Below are 22,599 nucleotides of genomic sequence, written 5' to 3' on the forward strand. Positions count from 1 at the left end.
TATGAGCATTGTCGTGGTCGCCGTCCTCACCCCGAAGCCCGAGCGTCGCGACGAGGTCCGCGCCGCGCTGCTCGAAGCCGTCGCCGCGACGCACCAAGAGCCGGGTTGCGAGCTGTACAGCCTCAACGAGAACGAGGCGGCGTTCGTGTTCGTCGAGCGCTGGGCGAGCAGGGAAGAGCTCGAAGCGCACTTGGCCGGGCCGGTGCTGCACAAGCTGCGCCCGTTGTTCGACGACGCGATCCTCGACTCGAACGTCCAGCTCTTGAAGCCCGTCGAGGCGGGAGATCCCGCGAAGTCCGCTGTTTGACCCGCAGCGCGGCGAGCGGCTGCTCGCCCCTGGCGACTGGTTCGCCGACCGGCAAGTCGTGGCATTCCTCGGTCGGGGCGGCCGAGCCGAGGTCTACGCGGTCCGTGAGCCGCTGACCCGCAGGTTCGAGGCTGTCAAGATCCTCATCCCCCAGTACGCGGAGGATCCCGCCGAGCGGACGCAATTCGCGCACGAGTACGTGGTGACGCGCCATTTGGAGCATCCGAACATCCTCGTGCCGACCGAGCTGGGCGAGGCGGGCGGCACGATGTGGCTCAGCTTCCCCGTCGTCGCGCAGCACAGCGCCTCGGCCCTGGTCCCGAAGCGGGGGGAGGCTCCAGACCTCGACAGGGTCGGGACGCTGCTCCGCGAATCGGCTTCTGCCCTGGACTACGCGCATGCCCGTCAGATCGTGCACCTTGACGTGAAGCCTGCGAACCTGCTGGTTGTCGCGAACCCGGATTTTCTGGTCTTCCTCAGCGATTTCGGCTCCGCCGAGGAGATCCGGGACGGGGCGGGCCACGCGAACCGCCTCGCCTCGCTGCCGTACGCCGCGCCCGAGCTGCTCACCGCGCGCCGGGGCGATTACGGCCCGCTCGGCCCCGCGACGGACCAGTACGCGCTGGCCGCGAGCGCGATGGAGCTGTTGACCGGGAGGCCGCCGTTCCCGAAGGGGACCACATGGGCCGTGGCCGGGGCGCATTTGAAATCGCCGCCGCCCAGCGCGCGGTCCCGCGCCCCGTGGCTGCCGCCCGCAGTGGACTCGGTGCTGCACAAGGCGCTCGCGAAAGCGCCCGGCGCGCGCTATCCGAGTTGCGGGGAGTTCGCGGACGTCCTCGTGCGCGTGCTCTCGTATTGCGACATCGAGTGATATGCGCCATAGTGAGATGTCACATGGTGTTAACATCCGAAGTTAGGCATGCGTCACATGACGCGATATCGTCAAGGCACTTTATTTTCACTTCGATCCTAAGGACAGAGCTTGACCGCATCGACAGATGAGGCCCCTCCGGCGGCTCCCGCGAACTCGTACTTGACCAGGGAGGACGAGGGATACCACAAGGGACTCGGCAACCGGCAGATCCAGATGATCGGCATCGGGGGAGCCATCGGCACCGGTCTGTTCATGGGGGCGGGCCTCAAGCTGCACAGCGCGGGCCCGGGCTTGTTCATCGCGTACGGGCTCTGCGGGCTGTTCGTCTTCTTCATCCTGCGGGCGCTGGGCGAGTTGGTGCTGCACCGCCCGTCGTCGGGCTCGTTCGTCTCGTACTCGCGCGAGTTCCTCGGCGAGAAGGCCGCGTACGCCGTGGGCTGGATGGTCTTCCTGAACTGGGCCATGACCTCGATCGCCGACACCAGCGCCATCGCGGGCTACATCAGCCGGTGGGTGAAGACCGACGTCGTGCCGGGGTGGACGTGGGCGCTCTTGGCGCTGGCCATCGTGCTCTCGGTGAACATGATCTCGGTGAAGTGGTTCGGCGAGATGGAGTTCTGGGCGGCGCTCATCAAGGTCATCGCCCTCGTCACCTTCCTGGTCATCGCGGTCGTCGTGCTCATCTGGGGCATGGATCTGAGCGCGTACACGCCGCCGGGCGAGAAGCCCGCGCCGGTCGCGCAGTGGCACACCGGCTTCGCCATGGTGTCGAGCAGCCCCGGCGGATGGTTCCCGCACGGGCTCTTCCCGCTCTTGGTGGTGCTCTCCAGCGTGGTCTTCGCGTATTCGGCGGTGGAGCTCGTCGGCACTGCGGCGGGCGAGGCCAAAGACCCGGAGAAGGTCATGCCGAAGGCCATCAACGCGGTGCTCCTGCGGATCGTCTTCTTCTACGTCGGGTCCGTGGTGCTCCTGGCGCTCTTGGTGCCGTACCTCAACTACGGCAGCGGCAGCCCGTTCGTCACGTTCTTCTCCAGCCTCGGCGCGCCGTGGGCGGGGGACGTGATGAACGCGGTGGTGATCACCTCGGCGATGTCCAGCCTCAACGCGGGGCTGTACTCCACGGGCCGGATCGTCCGCTCGATGGCGATGAACGGCAGCGCCCCCGAGTCCCTCGGCAAGATGAACTCCGGCGGAGTCCCGTACCCCGGCATCTTGTTGACCTGCTGTTTCACCGTGATCGGCGTGGTGCTCAACTATCTGCTGCAGGACGCGAAAGAGGTGTTCAGCATCGCGATCGAGATGGCCTCGATCGGCGTCATGGGCGGCTGGGCCTCCATCGTCATCTGCCAGCTCCAGTTCTTCAAGCTGGCGAAGCAGGGCTTGGCGGTTCGTCCGGCGTTCCGGATGCCGTGGGCCCCCTACAGCAACTACGCCACGCTCGTCTTCCTCGCCGCCGTCGTGGTCATCATGGGCCTGCCGAAGTCGGGCGAGACCGAGTTCGTCAAGAAGTACGAGGGCACGATCACCGTCGCGGCGTTCTTCTTCGTCTTCGTGCCGCTCCTCGTCCTCGGCTGGTACCTCCTTCGAGACCGCGTGAACGCGATCGCGCAGGAGCGGATGGGCTACACCGGCAAGTTCCCGGTCATCGCGAACCTGCCCGTCGACCCCGAGCACATCCCGCTCAAAGACCACGAAGACCCGCGCCATCTCGGCGCGGGCGCGCACCACGGCAAGCATGAGAAGGGGCACTCGGAGGAGGCCCCCTCGGCAGGGGACTAGGCTCGGGAAAGAGCGTCCGCAGATGCGACGCGCCGACAACAGGCACGAGCGAAGGACGTGAGGAATAGAGTTTGACCGTCACCATCGATCAGGGCAGGCCGGACACCTCGTATTTGTCCCAGGAGGACGAGGGGTACCACAAGGGGCTCGGGAACCGGCAGATCCAGATGATCGCCATTGGCGGCGCGATCGGCACAGGGCTGTTCCTCGGCTCGGGGCTGCGGCTGCACGAGCGCGGCCCCGGCTTGTTCATCGTCTACGGGCTCTGCGGGTTGTTCCTTTTCTTCATCCTGCGGGCGCTGGGCGAGTTGGTGCTGCACCGCCCGTCGTCGGGCTCGTTCGTCTCGTACTCGCGCGAGTTCCTCGGCGAGAAGGCCGCGTACGCGGTGGGCTGGATGTTCTTTTTGAACTGGGCGATGACCGGCATCGGCGACACCAGCGCCGTCGCGGCCTACATCGGGCGCTGGGTGCCGCCGTCGGCGGTGCCGTCGTGGGTCTGGGCGCTCGCCGCGCTGGCCATCGTGCTCTCGGTGAACATGATCTCGGTGAAGTGGTTCGGCGAGATGGAGTTCTGGGCGGCGCTCGTCAAAGTCGTCGCGCTGACCACCTTCCTCACCGTCGGCCTGATCGTGCTCGTCTTCGGCTACCGCCTCGGCGTGGAGGGGGAGCAGGAGACGTGGCGGCCCGGCTTCGAGATGGTGGCCAGCTCTGGCGGCTGGCTGCCCAAGGGCTTCACCCCCTTGCTGCTCGTGCTGTCCACCGTCGTCTTCGCGTACGCGGGCTCGGAGATGGTCGGCACTGCGGCGGGCGAGGCCAAAGACCCGCAGAAGGTCATGCCGAAGGCGATCAACTCGGTCATCGCCAGGGTCGCGGTCTTCTATGTCGGCTCGCTGGTCCTCCTCGCGCTCTTGGCCCCGTACACGCGGTACGGCGACGGCAGCCCGTTCGTCACGTTCTTCTCCCTGATCCATGTGCCCCACGCGGGGGACGTGATGAACGCGGTGGTGATCACCTCGGCGATGTCCAGCCTCAACGCGGGGCTGTACTCCACGGGCCGGATCATCCGCTCGATGGCGATGAACGGCAGCGCGCCGTCGTTCATGACCGGGATCTCCGGCAGGGGAGTCCCGTACCCCGGCATCCTCTTGACCAGCAGCGTCGCCCTGGTCGGGGTGATTTTGAACTACTGCTTGGGAGATGCGGCCGAGGTGTTCAGCATCGCGACCGAGATGGCTTCGCTCGGCATCATCGCCAGCTGGGGCTCGATCATCCTGTGCCAGCTGCGTTTCCACAAGCTGAGCAAACAGGGCTTGGTCAAACGTCCGGCGTTCCGGATGCCGGGGGCGCCGTACACGGGTTACGCCACGCTCCTCTTCCTGGTGCTGGTGCCGGTGCTCATGGCCTTGCCGAAGAACACCGAGACGGTATGGATCAAGAGGTACGAGGGCACGGTCACGGTCGGCGCGTTCTTCGTTTTCCTGCTGCCGATCCTGATCCTCGGCTGGTTCCTGCTGCGGGACCGGGTGAACGCGATCGCGCAGGAGCGGATGGGCTACACCGGCCAATTCCCCGTGGTGGCGAACTTGCCGGTCGACTCGGACCGGCTGCCGCTCAAGGACCGACCCGAGACTACGGGCTCGTGATCGCGTTGGCGGTCTCGTCGTAGCGGCGGACGGCCTCCGGGACGGGCAACCGCCCCAAAAACATCTCGTCCAAGATCGGCTTGCCTGCCTGCGCAGCCGCCGAGTAACGAGCCCCGCGCGGGGCAGGGATGCGCGCTTGGACGGCGAAGAACGGTCCGGTGTCCACCCCGAGGCCGCGCCAGTGCTCGGTCCAGCTGGCGGTGGCGGCGGTGACCGCGGGGACGGCGGCCCCGCTCTCGCCGAGCGGCGCGTTGCCCGCCGCTGAGCCCAACCAGGCCAGCGTCTCGCGGGCGGCCTCCGGATGGGGCGAGCGAGCGTTCAAGGCCACCGAGATCCCGTTCGTGACGGTCACCCGCCCGGCAGGCCCCGCAGGAGCAACGGCGATCCCCCAGTCGAAGGCGGCGTTCTGCCGGATCGTGGCGAGGGTGTACGGCCCGGACTCGAAGAGCGCGAGATTGCCGTGCAAGAACTGGTCCAACGTGAAGCCGGGATTGAGGTTCGTGTCTCCCGCCGACGGCGCGACATGCCAACGGTTGACGAGGTCGACGATGTATTGCAGCGCGCCTTGGGCCTTGGGGTTCTCGAAGGCGAACCGGTCGCCGTCTTGCAGCTGTCCGCCCGCAGACCCGACGAACGGCATGATGGTGCCCTGGAGGTCCTCGAAGGCGCCGAGCCCCCATGCGCCAGACGCGGCGAGCTCGCGCAGGAGCGGCAGGAACGTGTCTTTCGCCGGGTCGGGGTCCCAGCTCGCCGCCGCGAGCTCGTCCGCGCCGACGCCGGCCTTGGCGAGCAGCGCCTTGTTGTAGTACAGGACGATCCCCGGGTCCCAGAGCTGCGGCACCGCCCAGAGCGTGCCGTTCCGGCTGAACTGCTCGACCACCGCAGGCGCCCAGGCGGCTTTGGCCTCGGCGCCGAGCGCGTCGTCGACCGATCGGAGCTTGCCGGCCTCCGCGTAATTCGCGAAATACGTCCCGTCCACCCAGAACAGGTCGTCCGCGCCGTCCCCGGCGATGTCGGTGCGCAGCTTGATCGCGTAGTTCGTGTAGGCGACCAGGCGCAGCTCCACATGGATCTGCGGGTGGCGGCGTTCGAACTCGTCGAGCGAGGTCCGGTACGCGGCGGCGACCTGCTTGTCCCACAGCCGCACGGTGACGGTGACACGTCCGTCGGAGGGTTCCCGGCCCAGCCACACGACAGTACTGATGAGCAGCGCGAACGCGGCGGCAAAGGCGAAGAGTCCTTTGGTGGACGGCTTCAGCCCGCTCGTCCAGACGGATGAGGTCCAAGGCGGAAGGAGCCGACGCGTACGGGGGAGGGGGTGGTGTACGCGAGGCGACGACAACGAAGGAGATCGCCGTTTGGGCAGCGGGAAAGAGATCATTTCAACCCCGTGAGGGCTATGGAGCGGACGATATGCTTCCCGGCCACGAGGAAGCAGACGAGGAGCGGGAGGATCGCGACCGTGGTCGCGGCGGTCACCAAGGTCCAGTTCCCGATTTCCCGGTCCTGCAGGTTCGCGGTGGCCACCGACAAGACTTGCCATTTCGGCCCGGACGTGGCGATGAGCGGCCACAGGAAGCCGTTCCAGTTCGCGACCGCCGTGATGAGCGCCAGCGTGGCGAGGATCGGACGGGAGACGGGCAAGACCACATGGTAGAACACGTCGAAGGCGTTCGCCCCGTCGAGCCGCGCGGCGGTGATGAGCTCTTCGGGGATCTGGCGGAAGTTCTCGCGGAGCAAGTAGACGGCGTACGGGGAGCCGAAGACGTAGGGCAGCACGAGCGTCCAGAACGTGCCGCGCAGCCCGAGCTCGCCCATGAGCAAGTACCAGGGCACGACGGTGGTGATCGGCGGGACCATGAGCGTGGCGAGGTAGACCCAGAACAGGGTTTCGCGGCCCCGGAACCGCAGATGCGCGAACGCGAAGGCGGCCATCGCGGAGAACGCGATCTGGCCGAGCAGCAGGAACGCGACGACGAGCGCGGTGACCAGCGCGGCGCGGCCGAAGCCCGCCTGGCCGAGCGCCGAGTAGTTCGCCGAGGTCGCCGGGTCTGGCATGTCGAGCGGGGGACGGCTGAAGTACTGCTGCGGGGTCTTGAGCGAGGTCAGCACCGACAGTCCGTACGGGGCGAGGACGAGCAGGGCGGCGAAGCCTAGAACCAGGTACGCGCGCAACGCGTCGAGTTTCGAGTCATCGGAGCGCATAGGCGCCCTTGCGCTCCGTGGCGCGCCGGGCGGCCACCGTGATGAGGATGAGCCCGAGCGCCAGGACGATGGCCATGACGGCGGCCCGCCCCGGACGGGCCACCTCGAACGCCTCGGCGTACAGCCGGTGCGCGACGAGGTCGGTGCTCCCGCTCGGACCGCCCCTGGTGAGCCCGTAGACGAGGTCGAAGATCTGCACCGCGTTGATCACCCCGGTCAACGACACGAACACGAGGGTCGGGCGAAGGAGCGGGAAGGTGATCCGCCAGAACCGCTGCCGCGAAGTGGCGCCGTCGAGGTACGCGGCCTGCCCGAGCTCCTCGGGGATGGCGTAGAGGCCCGCGACGAAGAACAACGCGACGTAGCCGACTTGCGACCACACGCTCACGGCGGCGACGGCGGGGAAGGCGAGGCTCGGGTCGGTGAGCCATTCGACCCGCTCGCCCGAGAGGGCGTTCACTGCGCCGTCCGTCGGGGAGAGCAGCCATTTCCAGATGAGCGCGATCGCGAGCGGCGCGCAGACCCAGGGGATGGCGAGGATCGTCCGAAACGCCGAAGAGCCGCGCAGGCCCTTGGTGAGCAGCGTCGCGACCCACAGTCCCAGCGCGGTCTGCGCGGGCACGACGACAGCGACAAAAGCGAGGGTGACGAGCAGGGAGTGCCCGAACTGCGGGTCGGCGAGCACCGCCCGCCAGTTCTGCAGGCCGACGAAACGGCTCGGCCCGATCAGGTCCCAGTCTTGCGTGGACAGCCACAGCACCGCGAGCACGGGCAGCAGCATGAACGCCCCCAGCCCGAACAGGCTCGGGGCGATGAACAACCAGCCGGTCGGCGATTGAGACGCCAACGCCGCGCCCGTCGGCTGCCCCCGGCGCTTGCTCACCAGGATCGGCGATGGAATTTCGGAGCGGTCTTTTGCGCGTAGGCCTTGGTCGCGACGCGGAAGTTCTTGCCCGCGAGCAGCGGGGCCTGGATCAACCGCTCGGCGAGCAGCGAGGCCCGCGCGCCCCGGTTCCACACGCCTTGGTAGAGGCGTTTGGCGGCGGCGACGGCGTCCGGGGAGCGGTTCGAGATCTCCCGGGCCAGCTCAAGGGCCTTCGCCTGGGGGTCGTCGGCCAACTCGGTGATGAGTCCCAGTTGCAACGCCAGCTCCGGCTTCACGAACTCCCCGGTCATCACGAGGCGTTTGGCCACATCCGCGCGGACCAGCTCAGGCAGCGTGAGCGAGGCGGTGAGGTCCGGGATGATCCCGAACCTGGTCTCCAGCACAGAGAACTCGGCGGTGGGGTCCGCGATGCGGAAGTCGGCCGCGAGCGCCAGCTGCAGCCCGCCGCCGTAGCAGTGCCCGCGGACGACGGCGATGATCGGCACCGGGAGCTTGCGCATCTCCCACATCGGCGCTTGGAAGAAGTTCGCCGTCGTGACCGTCGCGAGGAGGCGGCGCAACGTGGTGGCCGGGCTTGAGTCGGTGAAGACCGAGGTGTCCATGCCCGAGCAGAAGCTCGCCCCGGCCCCGGAGAACACGACGGCGCGGACCTCGCGGTTTTTACGCAGGTCGCGGAACGCTTTCGCGAGCGCCGGGTACGAGCCGAGCAAGAGGGCGTTGCGCTTCTCCGGACGGTTGATGGTCACATGCGCGATGTTCTGCTCGTCGATCGTGGTGAGCACCAAAGGGGCTGCGACGGTGTCGGTCATGCGTTTAGCCTAAAGGTCGAGGACGACATGCCCTCCGGCAGGTGCGCGCGAGACGCAGGGCGTCATGAACCGCTCGTGCTCGTCGTCGGTGAGGAATTCGTCCCGATGCTCGACTTGCCCCGAGAGCAGTCGCGTTTGGCACGTCCCGCAGATCCCGTTGCCGCACATCGACTCGATATGGATTCCTTTGGCGCGAATCGCGGCGAGCACGGAGAGCCCGGGCGGCACGGTCACGGTGATCCCGGACTGGCGCAGCTCGACCTCGAAGCATTCGGCCGGGTCGGCTGTCGGGACGGGCTCGACGTGACGCCGTTTGAACAATCGCATCAATGCCCCATCGGGCATTTGCCGATCCTCGGGATCGCGGCCCCCGGCGCGATGCTCGCGGTCGCGTTGTGGTGGTCGTATGAGGCCTCCTGCACTCCTTCGCGCCGGGCGGAGAGCTTGCCGATGCGGACGAGCGCGCGCCAGTGCAGGTCCTCTTTCCTCTCGGCGGTCCGCCTGCGCGCGCCGGGAAGCAGGTCGAGGACGCGTCGGAGCGTCACGTTGGCGTGGGCGAAGACCCGGTAGGGGAGGATCCACGGCTCGAACCGCGCGTCCTGCATATCGGTGCCGCGCAGCATGGCCCGCACCATGGGCGTGCCGCCGTAGTAGGCCAAAACTCCAAGGACGGGGGTCATGACCGCCTGCTTGACGCGGCCCGCGCGGCCCTTGCCGTTGACCGCCGCGCCGACTTGGGCTTCCGTCCATTCGGAAGGACCGCCCGCGTGGGCGACCCCGTAGTCCATGATCTCGATGCCCTGCGCGGCGCTGCGCGGGATGATCTCGTCGGGGACGCCGAGGACATGGGCGATATACGCCCAGTAGGCCATCGTCGCGTCCAGGTCGGCCCAGGTGCGCTTGCGCCCGTGCTGGTGGTCGATGAGCAACGACTGGAGGCCGAAGGTGGTGGCGGCAATCATGACCATGGCGGCGGAGATCGGGTTGCCGTGGTGGGCGAACCCCGCAGGCGTCCCGGCCTCGTTCCCCCAAGACCGGCGCAAGCCCGCGCGGACTTGGGCGTGCATGAGCCGCAGGCGCACGGTGTCCTTGAACCCGACGCCGTGGCGGCTGAGCCCGTCTTTGACCGTGACGTGCAGGAACCAGGTGCTCGTCTCGAGGTTCCTGCGGCCGAAGTCGGTCACGAACCGTCCGGTCGCGCCGGTCGCGTAGGCGACCTCGTCGCCGACGAAGGTCCCGAAGACGTCGCCGATCCCCATGCCAATCTTCCCGGCGAGCGAGGTGTCGGCCCAGAGCTGCCTGCCGCGCTCCGCGACCACCGGGTCGTGCCAGTCCGGCGGGTTGTCCAGCTCCGCGAACAGGTCGACCAGCTCCTCGGGCGGGTTCTCGATCGAGTCGATCCCGTGGTCGAGTGCCTGTTCGAGCAGCTTGCGCCCTTCGGCCATGCCGATCTCGCGGAACCGCGCGACGACCGCGTCCATGAGCTGGTCCCCCTGCCAGTGGTGGTCGAGCACCAGCTTGACGAGTTCGGTCTCCCTCGGCGTCTCCTGGAAATCGATCCACGGCACGAGCTGGCCGCGCCGCGCGTAGGTCCACAAGTCGCCGAAGCTCTGGCGGGGCGGCCTCGGGCGCAGCTCCATGCCCGTCCGCCAGTAGTAGTCGAACGGGTGCTGGCCCGCGCTGCCGCTCTCGTTGCGCTCGGCGAGGTCTTGTGTCATGTGGCGCTCCATTTCACGTCTGTGCTCCACAGCATAGTAAGACATCGTTATATGCGCAATGCGGTGGGACATATCCGTCACGATGTCCTTTTCCTGGAGCTGTCGCCCCGGCGGTTGTCCACAGGGCGAGGAACGAATTCCACAAATGCCGCAAACCGGCCGAGAACCAGGTCGGCAGAGCGGAGGATGTGGCTATGGCGTTGTTCGTGATCGAGGTTGCCGCGGCGGCGTGCTGCGGCCTCGTCGCGGGCCAGGCCGGGGCGGCGCTGCTCGGGTCTGCGGCTCCGCGCTGGTGGTGCGAGATCGGGTGCGCGCTGTGCTTCGCGCCGCTGCCCGCGCTCGGCGCGGGTGCTCTGCTCGGTCCAAGCGCCATCTCCAGGCTCTGCGCGGCTGCAGCCGTGGTGTGGTGGCTGGTCTGCCTCTCGGTCGCAGACTTGTCCGTCCGGCGGCTGCCCGACGCGCTCACGCTTCCCGGCGCGTTGGGGTGTGTGGCGGCGGCAGCGGTCCTGGGGCGGGGCGGGGCCGCGCTTGTCGGCGCGCTGTGCTTCGCGGGCGCTTATTTTGTGATCCACCTCGTTTCGCCGAGGTCGATGGGGGCAGGAGACGTGAAGCTCGCGCTCGGTCTCGGCGCGCTCTGCGCAGCCGTCCATCCGCTTGCCGTGCTCCTCGTCGCGCTGTTGTCGTCGCTGATCAGCGCTTTTTTCGCGATCGTCGTGCTACTCGGGCGGCGACGTGCGCCACCGGGCACAGTGGCGCATGGGGCTTCGATGTGCCTCGCCGCATACGCGGTGCTCGCGGCGGCCTGGGTTTGACGAAGCGACGATTCGTCTGACGGATTCTCCGAGCGTCCTCGTTCGGCGTTTGCGACGAATGAGACAATGGTCGGCGTGTTGCGATGGACGACTGCAGGCGAGTCACATGGCCGGGCTTTGATCGCCCTGCTCGAAGGAATGGTCGCCGGTGTCGCTGTGACCTCTGAGGGTGTCGGCGAGCAACTCGCGCGCCGTCGCCTCGGCTACGGGCGCGGCGCGCGGATGAGCTTCGAGAAGGACGAGGTCGTTCTGCTCGCAGGCCTCCGCCACGGCCTCACGCTCGGCGGTCCGATCGCCGTGCAGATCGGCAACACCGAGTGGCCGAAATGGGAAGAAGTGATGGCCCCGGACCCGGTGGACGTCGAAGCCGTCCGCCAGAGCGCCCGAGGCGGGGCGCTCACCCGGCCGCGCCCCGGGCACGCTGATTTCGCGGGGATGCTGAAGTACGGCTTCGACGACGCGCGGCCGGTGCTCGAACGCGCGAGCGCCCGCGAGACGGCGGCCCGCGTCGCGGCAGGCGCCGTGGCGAAGGCGTTTTTGCGCCAGGCGTTCGGCGTGGAAGTCCTCTCGCACGTGGTCTCGATCGGCGCGAGCGAGCCCTACGCGGGCGAGCCGCCCACCGCAGATTTGTTGGAGAAGATCGACGCGAGCCCGGTCCGCACCCATGACGCGGCGGCGGAGGCCTCGATGATCGCGGAGATCGAGGCGGCGAAGAAGGACGGCGACACGCTCGGCGGGGTCGTCGAAGTGGTCGCCCACGGACTGCCGATCGGCGTCGGGTCGTTCATCAGCGGCGAGGAGCGCCTCGACGCGCAGCTCGCCGCCGCGCTCATGGGCATCCAGGCCATCAAGGGCGTCGAAGTCGGCGACGGCTTCGAGACCGCGCGCAGGCGCGGCAGCCAAGCGCATGACGAGATCTTCGGAGCCGACGGCTCCGTCACCCGGTCGAGCAACCGCGCGGGCGGCCTCGAGGGCGGGATGACCAATGGCGAGCCGGTGCGGGTCCGGGCGGCGATGAAACCGATCTCGACCGTGCCGAAGGCGCTGCGCACCGTGGACATGTCGACCGGCGAGGCCGCGACGGCAATCCACCAGCGCTCCGACGTGTGCGCCGTCCCGGCGGCCGGTGTGGTGGCCGAGGCGATGGTGGCGTTGGTGCTGGCCCGCGCCACGCTGGCGAAATTCGGCGGCGACAGCCTCACGGAGACGAAACGGAACGCTGAAGGGTATCTTCGAGAGATACACGAGCGGCTTCGTCACGACACCGCTGTCTCATGAAAGGTCCTATGCCTCCTCGCGCAGTGCTGATCGGAGCCCCTGGCTGCGGCAAATCAGTCATCGGGCGAAGGCTCGCGCGCGCGCTGGGAGTCAAGGTCTTGGACACCGACGCGGAGATCGAGCGCACGGCAGGCAAGACGATCACCGAAATCTTCTCGGCGGAGGGCGAGCCCGCATTCCGCGCTTTAGAGGAGCAGGTGGTCGCCAGCGCCTTGGCCGAGCATGAAGGCGTGCTCTCGCTCGGCGGGGGGGCCGTGCTCTCGTCGAAGACGCAAGAGGCGTTGCGCGGACACACGGTGGTCTGGTTGCAGATCAGCGCCGCCGAGGGCGTGCGGCGCACGAGCAGGCGGACGCACCGCCCGATACTCGCGGGGGAGAACCCCGACGAGCGGTACCGCCAGCTCTTGGCGGAACGCACCCCGGTCTACCGGAGCCTCGCGACGCTGAAAGTGCGCGCGGAGGGCCGTCCCACCTCCAGCATCGTCCGGGAATTGGAGCGCAGGCTGACCGCCAAGGGGACGGCGGCCAGTGAAGAGACCGGGGCCGTCGTGGAGACAGAAGAGACCCCCACACAGGAGCAGCAAGCATGAGCCACACAGTGATCGCGGTCGGCGGGACGGACCCCTACACGGCCACCGTCGGGCGAGGCCTCACCGGCGAGATCCTCGCCGCGGCGAAATCCGCGGGCACCGTCGCGGTGATCCACCAGCCTTCGCTCGCCGAGCCCGCCGAAGAGCTGCGCAAGGCGTTGGAGGAGCAGGGCCAGGAGTCGCACCGGTTGGAGCTGCCGGACGCCGAGGCGGGCAAGTCGCTCGCGGTGGCAGGGTACTGCTGGGACGTGTTCGGCCAGATCGGCCTCACGCGCTCGGACCTCGTCATCGGGTACGGCGGCGGGGCGGCGGGGGACCTCGCCGGGTTCGTCGCGGGGACGTGGATGCGCGGGGTCAAGGTGGTGCAGGTGCCGACGACCGTCCAGGCGATGGTGGACGCCGCAGTCGGCGGCAAGACCGGGATCAACACCGACGCGGGCAAAAACCTCGTCGGCGTGTTCCACAACCCGAGCGCGGTGGTCGTCGACCTCGACACCCTCGGCACGCTGAACCGGAACGAGCTGGTCTGCGGCATGGCGGAAGTCGTCAAGGCCGGGTTCATCGCAGACCCGAAGATCCTCGACATCATCGAGACGGACCCCGTGGCCGCGCTCGACCCGGCCACGGCCCAGTTCGAAGAGCTGGTGGTCCGCGCGATCCAGATGAAGGCCCGTGTGGTGGCCGCCGACTTCAAGGAGAGCTGGGAGCGCGAGATCCTCAACTACGGGCACACACTCGGGCACGCGATCGAGCGCAGGGAGAACTACCAATGGCGCCACGGCGCTGCCGTCTCGGTCGGCCTCGTCTACGCGGCGGAGCTCGCCAGGCTCGCGGGCCGGTTGGACGACGAGACCGCCGACCGGCACAAGCGGGTGCTCGAGCTGGTCGGCCTGCCGACCACGTACGACGCGGGCGCGTTCGAGGAGCTGTACGCGATCATGGGCACGGACAAGAAGAACCGGGGCGGCGTGCGCCGGTTCGTGGTGCTCGACGGCCTCGCGAAGCCGGGCAGGCTGGAGTCTCCGGACCCGAGCCTCTTGGCGGCGGCCTACGGCGCCGTCGCGCAGGAGCGCAGCTAGCGGTTGTAGTCGCTGAGGCCTCGGGCGCGTAGCTGCGGGACGGCGAGCGCGCAGAACTTCTGCTCGGCTGCTTCCTTCGTGAAGCCGTAGCGCGCCAGGTTCGGCGAGTCCTGCAACGAGCAGAGCGGCGACCCTGGTTCGGGGATTCCTGCGGGGGCGCTCCGCCCGACATGCGCGACGAGTGCGAACGCGTCGTTCTCGATCCGGGAGAATCCCACGGACCAGCCTCCGCCGCTGGCGTACGAGGCTGTGTAGCCCTCGCCCGCCGACCAGAACTCATTCCCGAAGAGTCCTTTGCCCATGCGTTGGAACTGCGCCGAGCCCCCAGCCGGACGCCAGACCGCCCAGTCGGGATTGCCATGTGCGCCCCCATCGGAGATGGAGAGCAGCAGATCGTCGTGCCCGTCGCCGTCGATATCACGGAGCAGCATGATCCCCGAGCCCGCATTGATCGGAGCCGATGCCGTGATGGTCTGCGCCGCCGATCCGTCCTTTCCGAGGACTCGGATCTCGACATCCTTGCCCGCCACTCGTTTCTCGAAGCGCAGCCCAGTAGGGTCGGGCGAGATCAGCTGGCAATTCGCCTGCTGGATTGCGCCGAATTTGTTCGCGCAGTCCGGCAATGGGTCGGCGCTTGCCGGGGACGCGGCGGCGAAGGGCAGCAGAACAAGGCCGAGGGCGAAGAGTTTGATCCCGAACACAGGGGCAGCTTAGCTGTCGACCTTGGTGGTGTGGTGTTGGCCGGTTGGGCTGGTCCAGTGGACGGTTCCGTCGGGTTCTTGGGTGTCTCGCCATCGAGCATGGGTCTTCGCTCGATGATGATGGCGGCAGAGGCGTTTGAGGTTTTCGGGGATTGTGAAGCCGCCTTCTGCCGGATTCTCGTGGTTGAAGGGAATCGTATGGTCGAGTTCTGTTCGGGCTCTTCGATAGCAGCCGGGGAATCGGCAGTGTTGGTCTCGGGTGTTGACGTGGGTTTCGAGGCTGGGTGTGGGTTTGTAGTGCTCGGGGCTTGTGGTGAATTTGATTCGCGAGGCTGCTTTGGCGAGCATCTGCGCGAGATCGGAGTCGATGGGTGCTCCGTCGAGGAGCGCGGGGATATCCTCGCCTGAGATCAATGCGGGGAGTTGGATGACGAGTTCGATGTTCTTGGGGTGATGTGCGGGTCGTTGGGCTGCCTTGCAGGACGGTTTGCCGCATTCGCAGGCGAGTTGGTGTTCTTCGCCGAGGACAGCTAACGCGTCGCTGTGGCGGGTGAAGATGGGGCGCGGATCGTCGGGGCAGACCGTGCGGGCGATGGCGTCGAGGCGTTCGCGGAGTTCCGCCGCGGCTTCGAGGGGCATCGTCCCACGCAAATCCGCCATGCCGTCATCCCCCACTCGCAGAGCTCGTGGGAGGTGCCCCCAGACGGGGGTGATGGTGAAGGAGCGGGACTTGTGCGCCCGCTCCCTGCGTTTCTTGCACCACTCCGGGTCGAGGCGCAGGTACTGGGCCTCCATCAATTGCGAGATCTTCCCATAGGAGCACATCCGCCAGCGCGGGGCTTGGACGGCGAGCCACGCGTCCAACTCCTCCCGGCACTGTGCGGGCGCGAAGCCCAAGTTCTCCCCGATATACCGGGCCGCTTTCGCCGTGACCTCGGCCGCCGCCAGTTTCGCCCCGAGCTTCGGGTAGTTGGCGGTCCCATTTTTTGAGGTCGACACCGTCTCCGCGAACGACAGCATCGCCTCCGCCCCGCGCGACGACACGCCTAAAGCCGGGCCGAGCTCCAACAACACCGCCTCACGCGTGGCGAAGGAGAAGATCCCTTTCCCCGCCTGGCGTTCTTCGACAATCTGCCGCTGCGCCACGTCCTCGGCGATAGAGGCCACCATGTGCGCCTTGCACGACAACAGCACCGCCTCCAAGCCCTCCATCTTTGCGAGCGCTTGAAACTTCGCTTCTATATCGGGGCACGAGGACGGCGAAAGACTCGCGAAGAGCTCCTCCACAGACATTCCCGCCGTGTCATTCATACGTTCGATTCTACTCGAAAACCCCAGGCGGCACAAGGAAAAATTTGAAATAATATAGTGAAAATTTCCTCGGAAGATCGATTCGAAAGCTATCCGAGGTAGTGCTGGCGGTCGGGCAGTCCCATCTCCTCGCGCAGCCCGTTCTCGGTGAGGTCGTGCGGATGCACGCTGTCCGGGATGTACGTCTCCGGCGTGCTGCTCTCGCCGTCCCAGTTGAACGGGAGTCCGACCGCTTCGCGCTCCGCATTGCGGAGATAGGTGCTCGCCCCGACCAACTGGCCGTCGACCCGGTCCGTTCCGTTCGGGCCGTAATAGCCCGGAGCCATGGTGCCGTTCGCGAAGTCGTACGCATGTGCCAGCTCGTGGAAAAGCACCACGGTCGGGGGAGTCTCGTGGTAGTCCTGCCGCGCGCCCTGCGCAGGGTCGCCGAGCGCGGTGAGCGTCGGGTCGAACGCAACGATCGCATTGTGGCCCTGCCCGTGCGCGCCGGCCTTCGGGTCGGCGAACTCGGTCTTCGGGTCCTTCGCCAAGTAATCGCCATTGTCGTCGGACATCCATGTGAACGAGTTGTTCCGCACCGGTTTGCCGTGGTCCGCGCTGTTCCAGCTCTCCCCGTTGCTGATGTCCAGCGTGTGCCCGCTGTTGCCAAGGCCCGCCAGCATGTGCTGCCCGGCAGGCGACGAGGCCAGGAGCTGCAGGTCGGCGAGCACGCGCTCGCGGAACTCGGGCGTTCCGGAGACGGCGATCGAGTCCGGGATGTTCGTCGTGGCCACGGTGACCACGGTGTTTTTCCCCGCGCCGTTCGGATCGGCGTTGATATGGCTGCCCGCCTGGGCGTACACGGCGTCCTGCCCGCCTTGGTTGTTCACGGTGATATCGCCGCTGCCGGTGTAGATCGTGCTCGCGCCGGTGCCCGCGTTGATGGTGCTGCGCCCAGTGCCGCCGTAGAGGACGCTCGGCCCGGACCCCGCGTTGATGGTGTTCTTGCCGGTCCCGCCGTTGACATAGTCGGCCCCGGTCGTGCCGGTGACTCGGTTCGCGCCCGCCCCGAGGTAGACGTAGTTGTGGCCGTCGCCGAGCGAGACGGTGTTGTCGCCGTCCCCGGTCTGGATGTACGCGCCGCCCGAAGCCTTCTCGTCGATTGTGTTGTTCCCGCCCGCGTCCACCAGCCGCAGCCGCACAGTGACGTCCGGGGAGACTGTGATCGTGTCGTTCCCTCTGCCGGAGTCGATCTCGATGCTCTTCGCCTGGCGCCCCGAGAGTGTGCGGGACTGGCCGTTGACGGTGATCGTGACCCGGCCCTGCGCGTCCTGTGCGACATCGATGGCCGAGTCCCCGTCGCCGGTGTTGACGAAGACCATGCCTTGGCTCTGGTCGGAGGTCACGACGACGCCGTCGCCGAGGTCTTCGACCTGCGCCTGCCCGGGGCCTGACGCGGTCGGCGCCGTCAGGCCTGCCGCGTGGGCGAGCGCGGCAGAGGCCTCGTCGTCCAGGACGTCGCCCTGCGCGACCGCGTGGGCGATCCGTGCCGGAAGCTCGGATTTGAGCCTCAGGTACAGCGCCCTCTCGTCTTCGGGAAGCTCGGTCCACAGCCCCGACGGCCCGTAGAAATCGCCGACCGTCCCGTCGTCGGCGATGGTGAAGCGCATGCGAGCCCCGTCTTCGACGATGTTGGAGATCTCCGCCTTCAATTGGGATCTGCCGTCCACAATCCGTCCGAGCGCGGCGGCGAGCGCCGCCGCCGCATGGCGGGCGGAGTCGGTGTGCGCCTGATTGCGATCGAGCGCCTCGCCCGCGGCTTCGGCTCCGCTCCCAGTCCAGGCGCGCAAAGCCGGACGGCGCTCTCGCATCGCCGCCCCATGCGTCGAGAGGCCGTCCGCGCGCCGCGCGGCCGCTTGGGCCAGGGAATGCCCTGCGGCGATGTCCCAATCGCGGTCTTCTTGGAAAGTCGTTGCCATCGCCTCCCAACGCTAGGAGGTGATGGCGCCGCCAGGCTCAGCGCGCAAGAAATGCCGAGGCTGTAGCCCTATTCGCGGTGAGCGCAATCACTCGGTCTCGTCGTCGGAGGGCGCGTCTTTCGCGACGAGCAGCGCGTCTGCGACCGCCTCGGCGACGACGGCTCGTTGCCATTGCCGCGCGCCGTGCTCGGCGAGGAATCCGGCCACCTCGGTGGCGAGCTGGCCAGCCGCGAGTGCGGACAGCCGCGCCTCGTCCTCCACGTACCAGGCGCACAGCCTGCGCACAGTCTCTGGCGACAGAAGGTTCTCTTGCGGAGTCTTGTGCTGCGCCGAGAGGACGGCGAGCGCGGCTTTCGCGGCGGCGACTTCCACAGGGTTGCGCCCCTTGCGCGCCGAGACCTCCCCGGGCGCCGGCTTGGGATGGATCGGAGGCAGTTCGCCCTCCGGCAGCGTCGCCGCGCGGGAGAGCGCGGCGAGCCACCAATGGGCGAGCTTGCTCTGGTTCGGCCCGGAGAAGATCGGCATGGCGGCGAGCAGCGCGGTCGAGCGCTCCGAGGGCGCTGTCTCCTGTTGGGCGTCGGCGCGCAGGCTCTCGGACAGTGCGGCGTTGTTCGCGGCGGCGATGATCGCGGAGTCCGGCAAGACGCGGCCCGGCGCGATATCGCGCTGTTTGGCGAGCTCTTCGCGGGAGAGCCACAATTCCCGGACGGTCGCGAGGGCGCGCCGTCCCTTGGCCTCGTGGATCCGCCCCGTCCTTCGCCAGCGGTCCGGGTTCGGGGCGTTCGGCGGGCGGGTGCGGACGTACTCGAATTCTTCGAGCGCCCACTCGGTTTTGCCCTGCCCGTCGAACACTTCGAGCAAGGCCTCGCGCATCGGGATGAGGAGCTCGACGTCGAGCGCGGCGTAATTGAGCCATTCGGGCGGCAACGGCCGCTGGGACCAATCCGCAGCGCCGTGCCCCTTCGCGAGGCCGACCCCGAGCAGCGCCTCCACCAATGCGGCGAGCCCGACACGGTCGAAGCCCGCGATCCGGCCCCCGAGCTCGGTGTCGAAGAGCTTCGCGGGACGAAGCCCCAGCTCGGCGAGGCAGGGCAGGTCTTGGTCCGCCGCGTGCAGGACCCATTCCAAATCGTTCACCGCGTCGGCCAAGGGGCCGAGAGCCTCGGGGTGGTCGATCGGGTCCAGCAGGACGGTTCCCGAGCCCTGCCTGCGCATCTGCACCAGATACGCCTTCGGCCAATACCGGAACCCGGAGGCCCGTTCGGCGTCCACCGCCAACGGCCCCCGCCCGCCCGCGAGCCTGCGGGCGGCGGCGGCGATGTCGTCGGGGGTCCGGGTGACAGGCGGCACGCCCTCCGGAGGGGCGAGGAGCATCGGGGATGAAGCGGCCCCTGCGGGCGCGTCGGCTCCGGGGGGCTGCTGGGCCGAAGGGGGCGCCTCTGCGCGACGGCGGTCGCGGACTCGGCGGCGGGCTGTGCCTCGGGTTGGCTCGTTGGGGGACGTCATCAAGGTCTTGAGTCTAGGGTGTGCCGGTCATCGTTGTTGCGGGCGCAGCTCGGCAACGCCGACCGGGGGGAGCCCGGAGGCGGCTTCGAGCACGGAGCAGAACGCTTCGACGTGCGCGGCGAAATGGTCGTTCGCCGGAGTCCACGAGGCGCGCAGCTCCAGCTGGTGGGAACGGGCCGGGCCCGCGATGTCGCCGTAACGGATCGAAGCGACCGAGGTCACCGTGCCGCCGAGCGCGACGTGCTCGGTGTCCTCCGAGGCGAGCGCTTCGGTGAGCCAGCTCCACGCCACTTCGGGGAGCAGCGGGTCGCCCGCGATCTCGTCGTCGAGCTCGGCTTGGACGTAGGCGACGAGCCGGAAGACCGACTGCCACACCTCGGTCCCCTCGGGGTCGTACAAGAGGATGAGCCTGCCGAACGCTTCGCCAGCCGCTGTGTGCGAGGCCGGGTCGCCGCTGATCTCCGCGCCGATCGCGTAGCTGTACGGGGCGAGCCGCCCTGGCGGGCGGATCGGGCCGAGCGAGATCTCTGGGCGATGCGTGGCCTCGCGCATTGCCTCCGCGGCAGCACGGAAAGCCTGCGGTTCCTCGACGCCAGCAGCCGGTCCATTCACGATGCCCAACAGTAGTTGACCTGGGTCTCGTGTCCGGGTAGGCGCACCGCTAAGCTAGTCAGTGATGTCTGTTGTTCCCGCTGAAAGCACCGCCGCGTCGAGGCGCCAGCTCCTCGACTCTCCCTTCCTCGCGGCGCTCGCCGGGAAACGCCCGAGCAGGCGCCCGGTCTGGTTCATGCGCCAGGCGGGGCGCTCGCTGCCGGAATACCGTGCTCTGCGGGCTGGGCGGGACATGCTGGAGACCTGCCTCGACCCCGAGCTGGTCTGCGAGATCACCTTGCAGCCGGTGCGCAGGCACAGCGTGGACGCCGCGATCTTGTTCTCCGACATCGTCGTGCCGCTCAAGACGTCGGGAGTGGGGGTGGTCATCAAACCCGGAGTCGGGCCGGTGATCGACGCCCCGGTGCGGACGCGGGCGGACATCGACGCGTTGCCGTCGCCCTCGCCGGAGGGGCTCGAACCGGTGGGGGAGGCGGTCGGATCGCTCATCGCCGAGCTGGGCCAGACGCCGCTCATCGGTTTCGCCGGCGCGCCGTTCACCCTCGCCTCCTACTTGGTGGAGGGCGGCCCGAGCAAGCACCACGCGACGACCAAGGCGTTGATGGCCGCCGAGCCGGAGACATTCGCGGCCCTGCTTGAGAAGCTCGCCGACTTCACGATCTCGTTCCTCAAGGTCCAGCTCGCGGCTGGCGTGGACGCGGTGCAGGTCTTCGACTCCTGGGTCGGCGCGTTGACCCTTGCCGATTACCGGCGCCACGTGCTGCCGCACACGCAGCGGGTCTTCGCCGAGATCTCGGAGTTCGGCGTGCCCGGCATCCACTTCGGGGTGAACACGGGGCACCTCCTCGGCGCTATGGCCGAAAGCGGGGCCCGGGTGATCGGCGCAGACTGGCGCACGCCGCTCACCGAGGCCGCCAAGGCGGTCGGCCCAGGCTTCGGACTGCAAGGCAACCTCGACCCGGCGCTGCTGTTGGCTCCTCGTCCCGCGCTTGAAGCCGAGACCCGGCGTGTGCTCGCAGAGGCCGACGCGGCGCTCGCCCTCGGCGCGTCGGGGCATGTGTTCAACCTCGGGCACGGCGTGCTGCCCGAGACCGACCCCGGCGCGCTCACCGCCGTGGTGGACTTGGTGCACAACCAGCCGGTCGGCGAATGAGACACAACGCGGGGTCATTGCCATGACGAGGGTCGTCGTCGTCGGGGCTGGTTTCACCGGCCTGGTCGCCGCTTATGAGCTGCGCAAACGGCTCGGCGACGCGGCGCAGATCGTCGTGGTGGACGAGGCGGGCCGGATCGGCGGCAGCGTGCGACCGGTCCAGCTCGGCGAGCGGAGGCTCGACGCGGGAGCGGAGTCGTTCCTCGCCAATTCGCCCGACATGCTCCGCCTCTCGGACGAGCTGGGGCTGACGGAGCGAATCGTGTCCTCGGGCAGCGCGCGGCCGAGCGTCTTCGCCGACCGCGCGGCGCATCCGCTCCCGCTCGGGACGTACTTCGGCCTGCCCGGCCCCGACACCGAGACGGCGCTGCTCGGCCCGGACGATCTGGCGTTGATGCGGGAGGACCGGCCCTCGGACTGGGACGCGAGCACCGACATGACCATCGCAGAGCTCGTGGAGCCGGTGTACGGCTCCGCTGTGCGGACGCGGCTCGTCGACCCGCTCTTGTCAGGGGTGTACGCGGGCGACTCGTTCACCATCGGGGCGCGCGCGGGCTTGCCTGGGCTCGCGGCCAGGCTGGACGATATGGCGCGGTCAGGCGAGCGGGTGAGCCTCGTCCGGGCGGTCGCGGAGTCGCGGCCCGCGAGCCCCGCTGGCGGGGGAATGTTCCGCAGCTTCGACGGCGGTCTCGGGGTCCTGCTCGACGCCTTGGCGGCCGCCGCGAGGCCGGAGCTGCGCCTCGGCGAGGAAATCGCCCGGCTCGAACAGTCCTCCGGCGGCTACGCGGTCGATCCGGTCGGCGAGGCCGACGCGGTGGTGCTCGCGGTCGGGGCGCCCTCGGCGGGGCGGCTGTTGGCGGGCGTGGACGTCGGGGCGGGGCGGGCCGCCGCGTCGATCTCGACCGCGTCGCCCGTGGTGGTCGCGCTGCGCTGCGAGTCGCTGGATGTGCCGGAAGCCGTGTCCGGGGTGCTGGTCGCGGCGGGCGAAGGCCTCGCGGCGAAAGCATTGACCCTCACCGCGAACAAATGGCCGCATCTCTCGGCCCCCGTGCTGCGGGCCTCGTTCGGGCGGTACGGCGACGACCTCTCGTCGACGGCGGACGAGCAGCTGCTTGCCTGGGCCGTGTCGGATTTCGCCAGGATCTTCTCGACTCGGCTCGATGTGGCGGACTGGACGGTGCAGCGGTATCCGGAGGCCTTGCCGCAGTACGGGCCGTGGCACAGCCGCAAAGCCGAGGCCATCGCCTCGGCTTTCGGCTCGGGCCGCCTCGCGGTCGCGGGGAATTTCCTGCGCGGCGTCGGGCTCGGCGCGTGCGCGGCCACGGCGGCCGCGGCGGCAGCGCAGATCGCACAAGCCCTTGGCGTGTGACAGCGCTCG

The 22,599-nt window shown here is 68.5% G+C and carries 21 protein-coding genes; 10 read left to right on the forward strand and 11 right to left on the reverse strand.

The genetic code is table 11. The features are described from left to right. Position 1 precedes the first annotated feature (1 nt). From ACRC20_RS08375 to ACRC20_RS08390, 4 genes are all read left to right on the forward strand, one after another. The gene (locus ACRC20_RS08375) at positions 2-307 is read left to right on the forward strand and encodes a putative quinol monooxygenase (RefSeq protein WP_438685905.1); all 306 of its coding nucleotides are present in this window, start codon (positions 2-4) and stop codon (positions 305-307) included. A gap of 58 nt (positions 308-365) precedes the next feature. Beyond that, positions 366-1,178, forward strand: a complete 813-nt coding sequence (locus ACRC20_RS08380) for a serine/threonine-protein kinase (protein ID WP_438685906.1) — start codon at positions 366-368, stop codon at positions 1,176-1,178. A 216-nt stretch (positions 1,179-1,394) separates the two neighbouring features. Beyond that, positions 1,395-2,960 (forward strand): amino acid permease, encoded by a 1,566-nt coding sequence (locus ACRC20_RS08385; RefSeq protein ID WP_438686196.1) that lies wholly within the window; start codon positions 1,395-1,397, stop codon positions 2,958-2,960. Positions 2,961-3,031: 71 nt separating this feature from the next. After that, positions 3,032-4,603 carry an amino acid permease gene (locus tag ACRC20_RS08390; protein WP_438685907.1) on the forward strand — a complete coding sequence of 524 codons (1,572 nt, stop codon included), beginning with the start codon at positions 3,032-3,034 and terminating at the stop codon, positions 4,601-4,603. Here the strand turns inward: ACRC20_RS08390 and ACRC20_RS08395 are convergent. From ACRC20_RS08395 to ACRC20_RS08420, 6 genes are all read right to left on the reverse strand, one after another. After that, positions 4,590-5,861 (reverse strand): ABC transporter substrate-binding protein, encoded by a 1,272-nt coding sequence (locus ACRC20_RS08395; protein ID WP_438686197.1) that lies wholly within the window; start codon positions 5,859-5,861, stop codon positions 4,590-4,592. The two genes, ACRC20_RS08390 and ACRC20_RS08395, sit on opposite strands and share 14 nt — an antisense overlap. A 119-nt stretch (positions 5,862-5,980) precedes the next feature. Next, positions 5,981-6,808 carry a carbohydrate ABC transporter permease gene (locus ACRC20_RS08400; RefSeq protein ID WP_438685908.1) on the reverse strand — a complete coding sequence of 276 codons (828 nt, stop codon included), beginning with the start codon at positions 6,806-6,808 and terminating at the stop codon, positions 5,981-5,983. Continuing rightward, positions 6,795-7,697: a carbohydrate ABC transporter permease gene (locus ACRC20_RS08405; RefSeq protein ID WP_438686198.1), complete on the reverse strand. Its 903-nt coding sequence runs from the start codon at positions 7,695-7,697 to the stop codon at positions 6,795-6,797. Before ACRC20_RS08405 ends, ACRC20_RS08400 begins: the two co-directional genes overlap by 14 nt. Further along, on the reverse strand, positions 7,688-8,503 hold the full coding sequence (locus ACRC20_RS08410; protein ID WP_438685909.1) for a crotonase/enoyl-CoA hydratase family protein: 816 nt from the start codon (positions 8,501-8,503) through the stop codon (positions 7,688-7,690). Before ACRC20_RS08410 ends, ACRC20_RS08405 begins: the two co-directional genes overlap by 10 nt. A gap of 9 nt (positions 8,504-8,512) precedes the next feature. Then, positions 8,513-8,848 (reverse strand): 2Fe-2S iron-sulfur cluster-binding protein, encoded by a 336-nt coding sequence (locus ACRC20_RS08415; protein WP_438685910.1) that lies wholly within the window; start codon positions 8,846-8,848, stop codon positions 8,513-8,515. Continuing rightward, complete coding sequence (locus tag ACRC20_RS08420; protein ID WP_438685911.1) at positions 8,830-10,221, reverse strand: oxygenase MpaB family protein; 1,392 nt, start codon at positions 10,219-10,221, stop codon at positions 8,830-8,832. The genes ACRC20_RS08415 and ACRC20_RS08420 overlap by 19 nt, the downstream gene beginning before the upstream one ends. 194 nt (positions 10,222-10,415) lie before the next feature. Between ACRC20_RS08420 and ACRC20_RS08425 the strand changes: the two genes are divergently transcribed. The 4 genes from ACRC20_RS08425 (at position 10,416) to aroB (ending at position 13,980) form a co-directional block, all read left to right on the forward strand. Then, the gene (locus ACRC20_RS08425) at positions 10,416-11,033 is read left to right on the forward strand and encodes a prepilin peptidase (RefSeq protein WP_438685912.1); all 618 of its coding nucleotides are present in this window, start codon (positions 10,416-10,418) and stop codon (positions 11,031-11,033) included. Between the two features lie 75 nt (positions 11,034-11,108). Then, positions 11,109-12,311, forward strand: a complete 1,203-nt coding sequence (aroC, locus tag ACRC20_RS08430) for a chorismate synthase (protein ID WP_438685913.1) — start codon at positions 11,109-11,111, stop codon at positions 12,309-12,311. Between the two features lie 8 nt (positions 12,312-12,319). Next, a complete protein-coding gene (locus tag ACRC20_RS08435; protein ID WP_438685914.1) occupies positions 12,320-12,901 on the forward strand; it encodes a shikimate kinase in 582 nt (193 codons plus the stop codon). After that, positions 12,898-13,980 (forward strand): 3-dehydroquinate synthase, encoded by a 1,083-nt coding sequence (gene aroB / locus ACRC20_RS08440; RefSeq protein ID WP_438685915.1) that lies wholly within the window; start codon positions 12,898-12,900, stop codon positions 13,978-13,980. The genes ACRC20_RS08435 and aroB overlap by 4 nt, the downstream gene beginning before the upstream one ends. Here aroB and ACRC20_RS08445 read toward each other — a convergent pair. The 5 genes from ACRC20_RS08445 to ACRC20_RS08465 form a co-directional block, all read right to left on the reverse strand. Then, on the reverse strand, positions 13,977-14,681 hold the full coding sequence (locus ACRC20_RS08445; RefSeq protein WP_438685916.1) for a hypothetical protein: 705 nt from the start codon (positions 14,679-14,681) through the stop codon (positions 13,977-13,979). The genes aroB and ACRC20_RS08445 overlap by 4 nt on opposite strands. 9 nt (positions 14,682-14,690) lie before the next feature. Further along, positions 14,691-15,992: a DUF222 domain-containing protein gene (locus ACRC20_RS08450; protein WP_438685917.1), complete on the reverse strand. Its 1,302-nt coding sequence runs from the start codon at positions 15,990-15,992 to the stop codon at positions 14,691-14,693. A gap of 89 nt (positions 15,993-16,081) precedes the next feature. Next, entirely contained in the window at positions 16,082-17,950 is a 1,869-nt protein-coding gene (locus tag ACRC20_RS08455; RefSeq protein WP_438685918.1) for a M91 family zinc metallopeptidase, read from the reverse strand. A gap of 87 nt (positions 17,951-18,037) precedes the next feature. After that, entirely contained in the window at positions 18,038-19,456 is a 1,419-nt protein-coding gene (locus tag ACRC20_RS08460) for an HRDC domain-containing protein (protein ID WP_438685919.1), read from the reverse strand. A gap of 27 nt (positions 19,457-19,483) precedes the next feature. Next, positions 19,484-20,068 (reverse strand): DUF3000 domain-containing protein, encoded by a 585-nt coding sequence (locus ACRC20_RS08465; protein WP_438685920.1) that lies wholly within the window; start codon positions 20,066-20,068, stop codon positions 19,484-19,486. Between the two features lie 64 nt (positions 20,069-20,132). On the opposite strand from ACRC20_RS08465, the gene hemE reads away from it, so the two are divergent. Next, complete coding sequence (hemE, locus tag ACRC20_RS08470) at positions 20,133-21,221, forward strand: uroporphyrinogen decarboxylase (RefSeq protein WP_438685921.1); 1,089 nt, start codon at positions 20,133-20,135, stop codon at positions 21,219-21,221. 22 nt (positions 21,222-21,243) lie between these two features. After that, positions 21,244-22,590, forward strand: a complete 1,347-nt coding sequence (locus ACRC20_RS08475; RefSeq protein ID WP_438685922.1) for an FAD-dependent oxidoreductase — start codon at positions 21,244-21,246, stop codon at positions 22,588-22,590. Positions 22,591-22,599: the final 9 nt, after the last annotated feature.

Source organism: Segniliparus sp. (assembly GCF_051660745.1).
GTDB lineage: Bacteria > Actinomycetota > Actinomycetes > Mycobacteriales > Mycobacteriaceae > Segniliparus.

Excerpts from the sequence above, each read along its gene's own strand:
- ACRC20_RS08375 (WP_438685905.1), top strand. The coding sequence starts at position 2 with ATGAGCATTGTCGTGGTCGCCGTCCTCACCCCGAAGCCCGAGCGTCGC.
- ACRC20_RS08385 (WP_438686196.1), top strand. The coding sequence starts at position 1,395 with ATGATCGGCATCGGGGGAGCCATCGGCACCGGTCTGTTCATGGGGGCG.
- ACRC20_RS08400 (WP_438685908.1), bottom strand. The coding sequence starts at position 6,808 with ATGCGCTCCGATGACTCGAAACTCGACGCGTTGCGCGCGTACCTGGTT.
- ACRC20_RS08410 (WP_438685909.1), bottom strand. The coding sequence starts at position 8,503 with ATGACCGACACCGTCGCAGCCCCTTTGGTGCTCACCACGATCGACGAG.
- ACRC20_RS08415 (WP_438685910.1), bottom strand. The coding sequence starts at position 8,848 with ATGCCCGATGGGGCATTGATGCGATTGTTCAAACGGCGTCACGTCGAG.
- ACRC20_RS08420 (WP_438685911.1), bottom strand. The coding sequence starts at position 10,221 with ATGACACAAGACCTCGCCGAGCGCAACGAGAGCGGCAGCGCGGGCCAG.
- ACRC20_RS08425 (WP_438685912.1), top strand. The coding sequence starts at position 10,416 with ATGGCGTTGTTCGTGATCGAGGTTGCCGCGGCGGCGTGCTGCGGCCTC.
- ACRC20_RS08435 (WP_438685914.1), top strand. The coding sequence starts at position 12,320 with ATGCCTCCTCGCGCAGTGCTGATCGGAGCCCCTGGCTGCGGCAAATCA.
- aroB (WP_438685915.1), top strand. The coding sequence starts at position 12,898 with ATGAGCCACACAGTGATCGCGGTCGGCGGGACGGACCCCTACACGGCC.
- ACRC20_RS08450 (WP_438685917.1), bottom strand. The coding sequence starts at position 15,992 with ATGAATGACACGGCGGGAATGTCTGTGGAGGAGCTCTTCGCGAGTCTT.
- ACRC20_RS08455 (WP_438685918.1), bottom strand. The coding sequence starts at position 17,950 with ATGGCAACGACTTTCCAAGAAGACCGCGATTGGGACATCGCCGCAGGG.
- ACRC20_RS08460 (WP_438685919.1), bottom strand. The coding sequence starts at position 19,456 with ATGACGTCCCCCAACGAGCCAACCCGAGGCACAGCCCGCCGCCGAGTC.
- hemE (WP_438685921.1), top strand. The coding sequence starts at position 20,133 with ATGTCTGTTGTTCCCGCTGAAAGCACCGCCGCGTCGAGGCGCCAGCTC.
- ACRC20_RS08475 (WP_438685922.1), top strand. The coding sequence starts at position 21,244 with ATGACGAGGGTCGTCGTCGTCGGGGCTGGTTTCACCGGCCTGGTCGCC.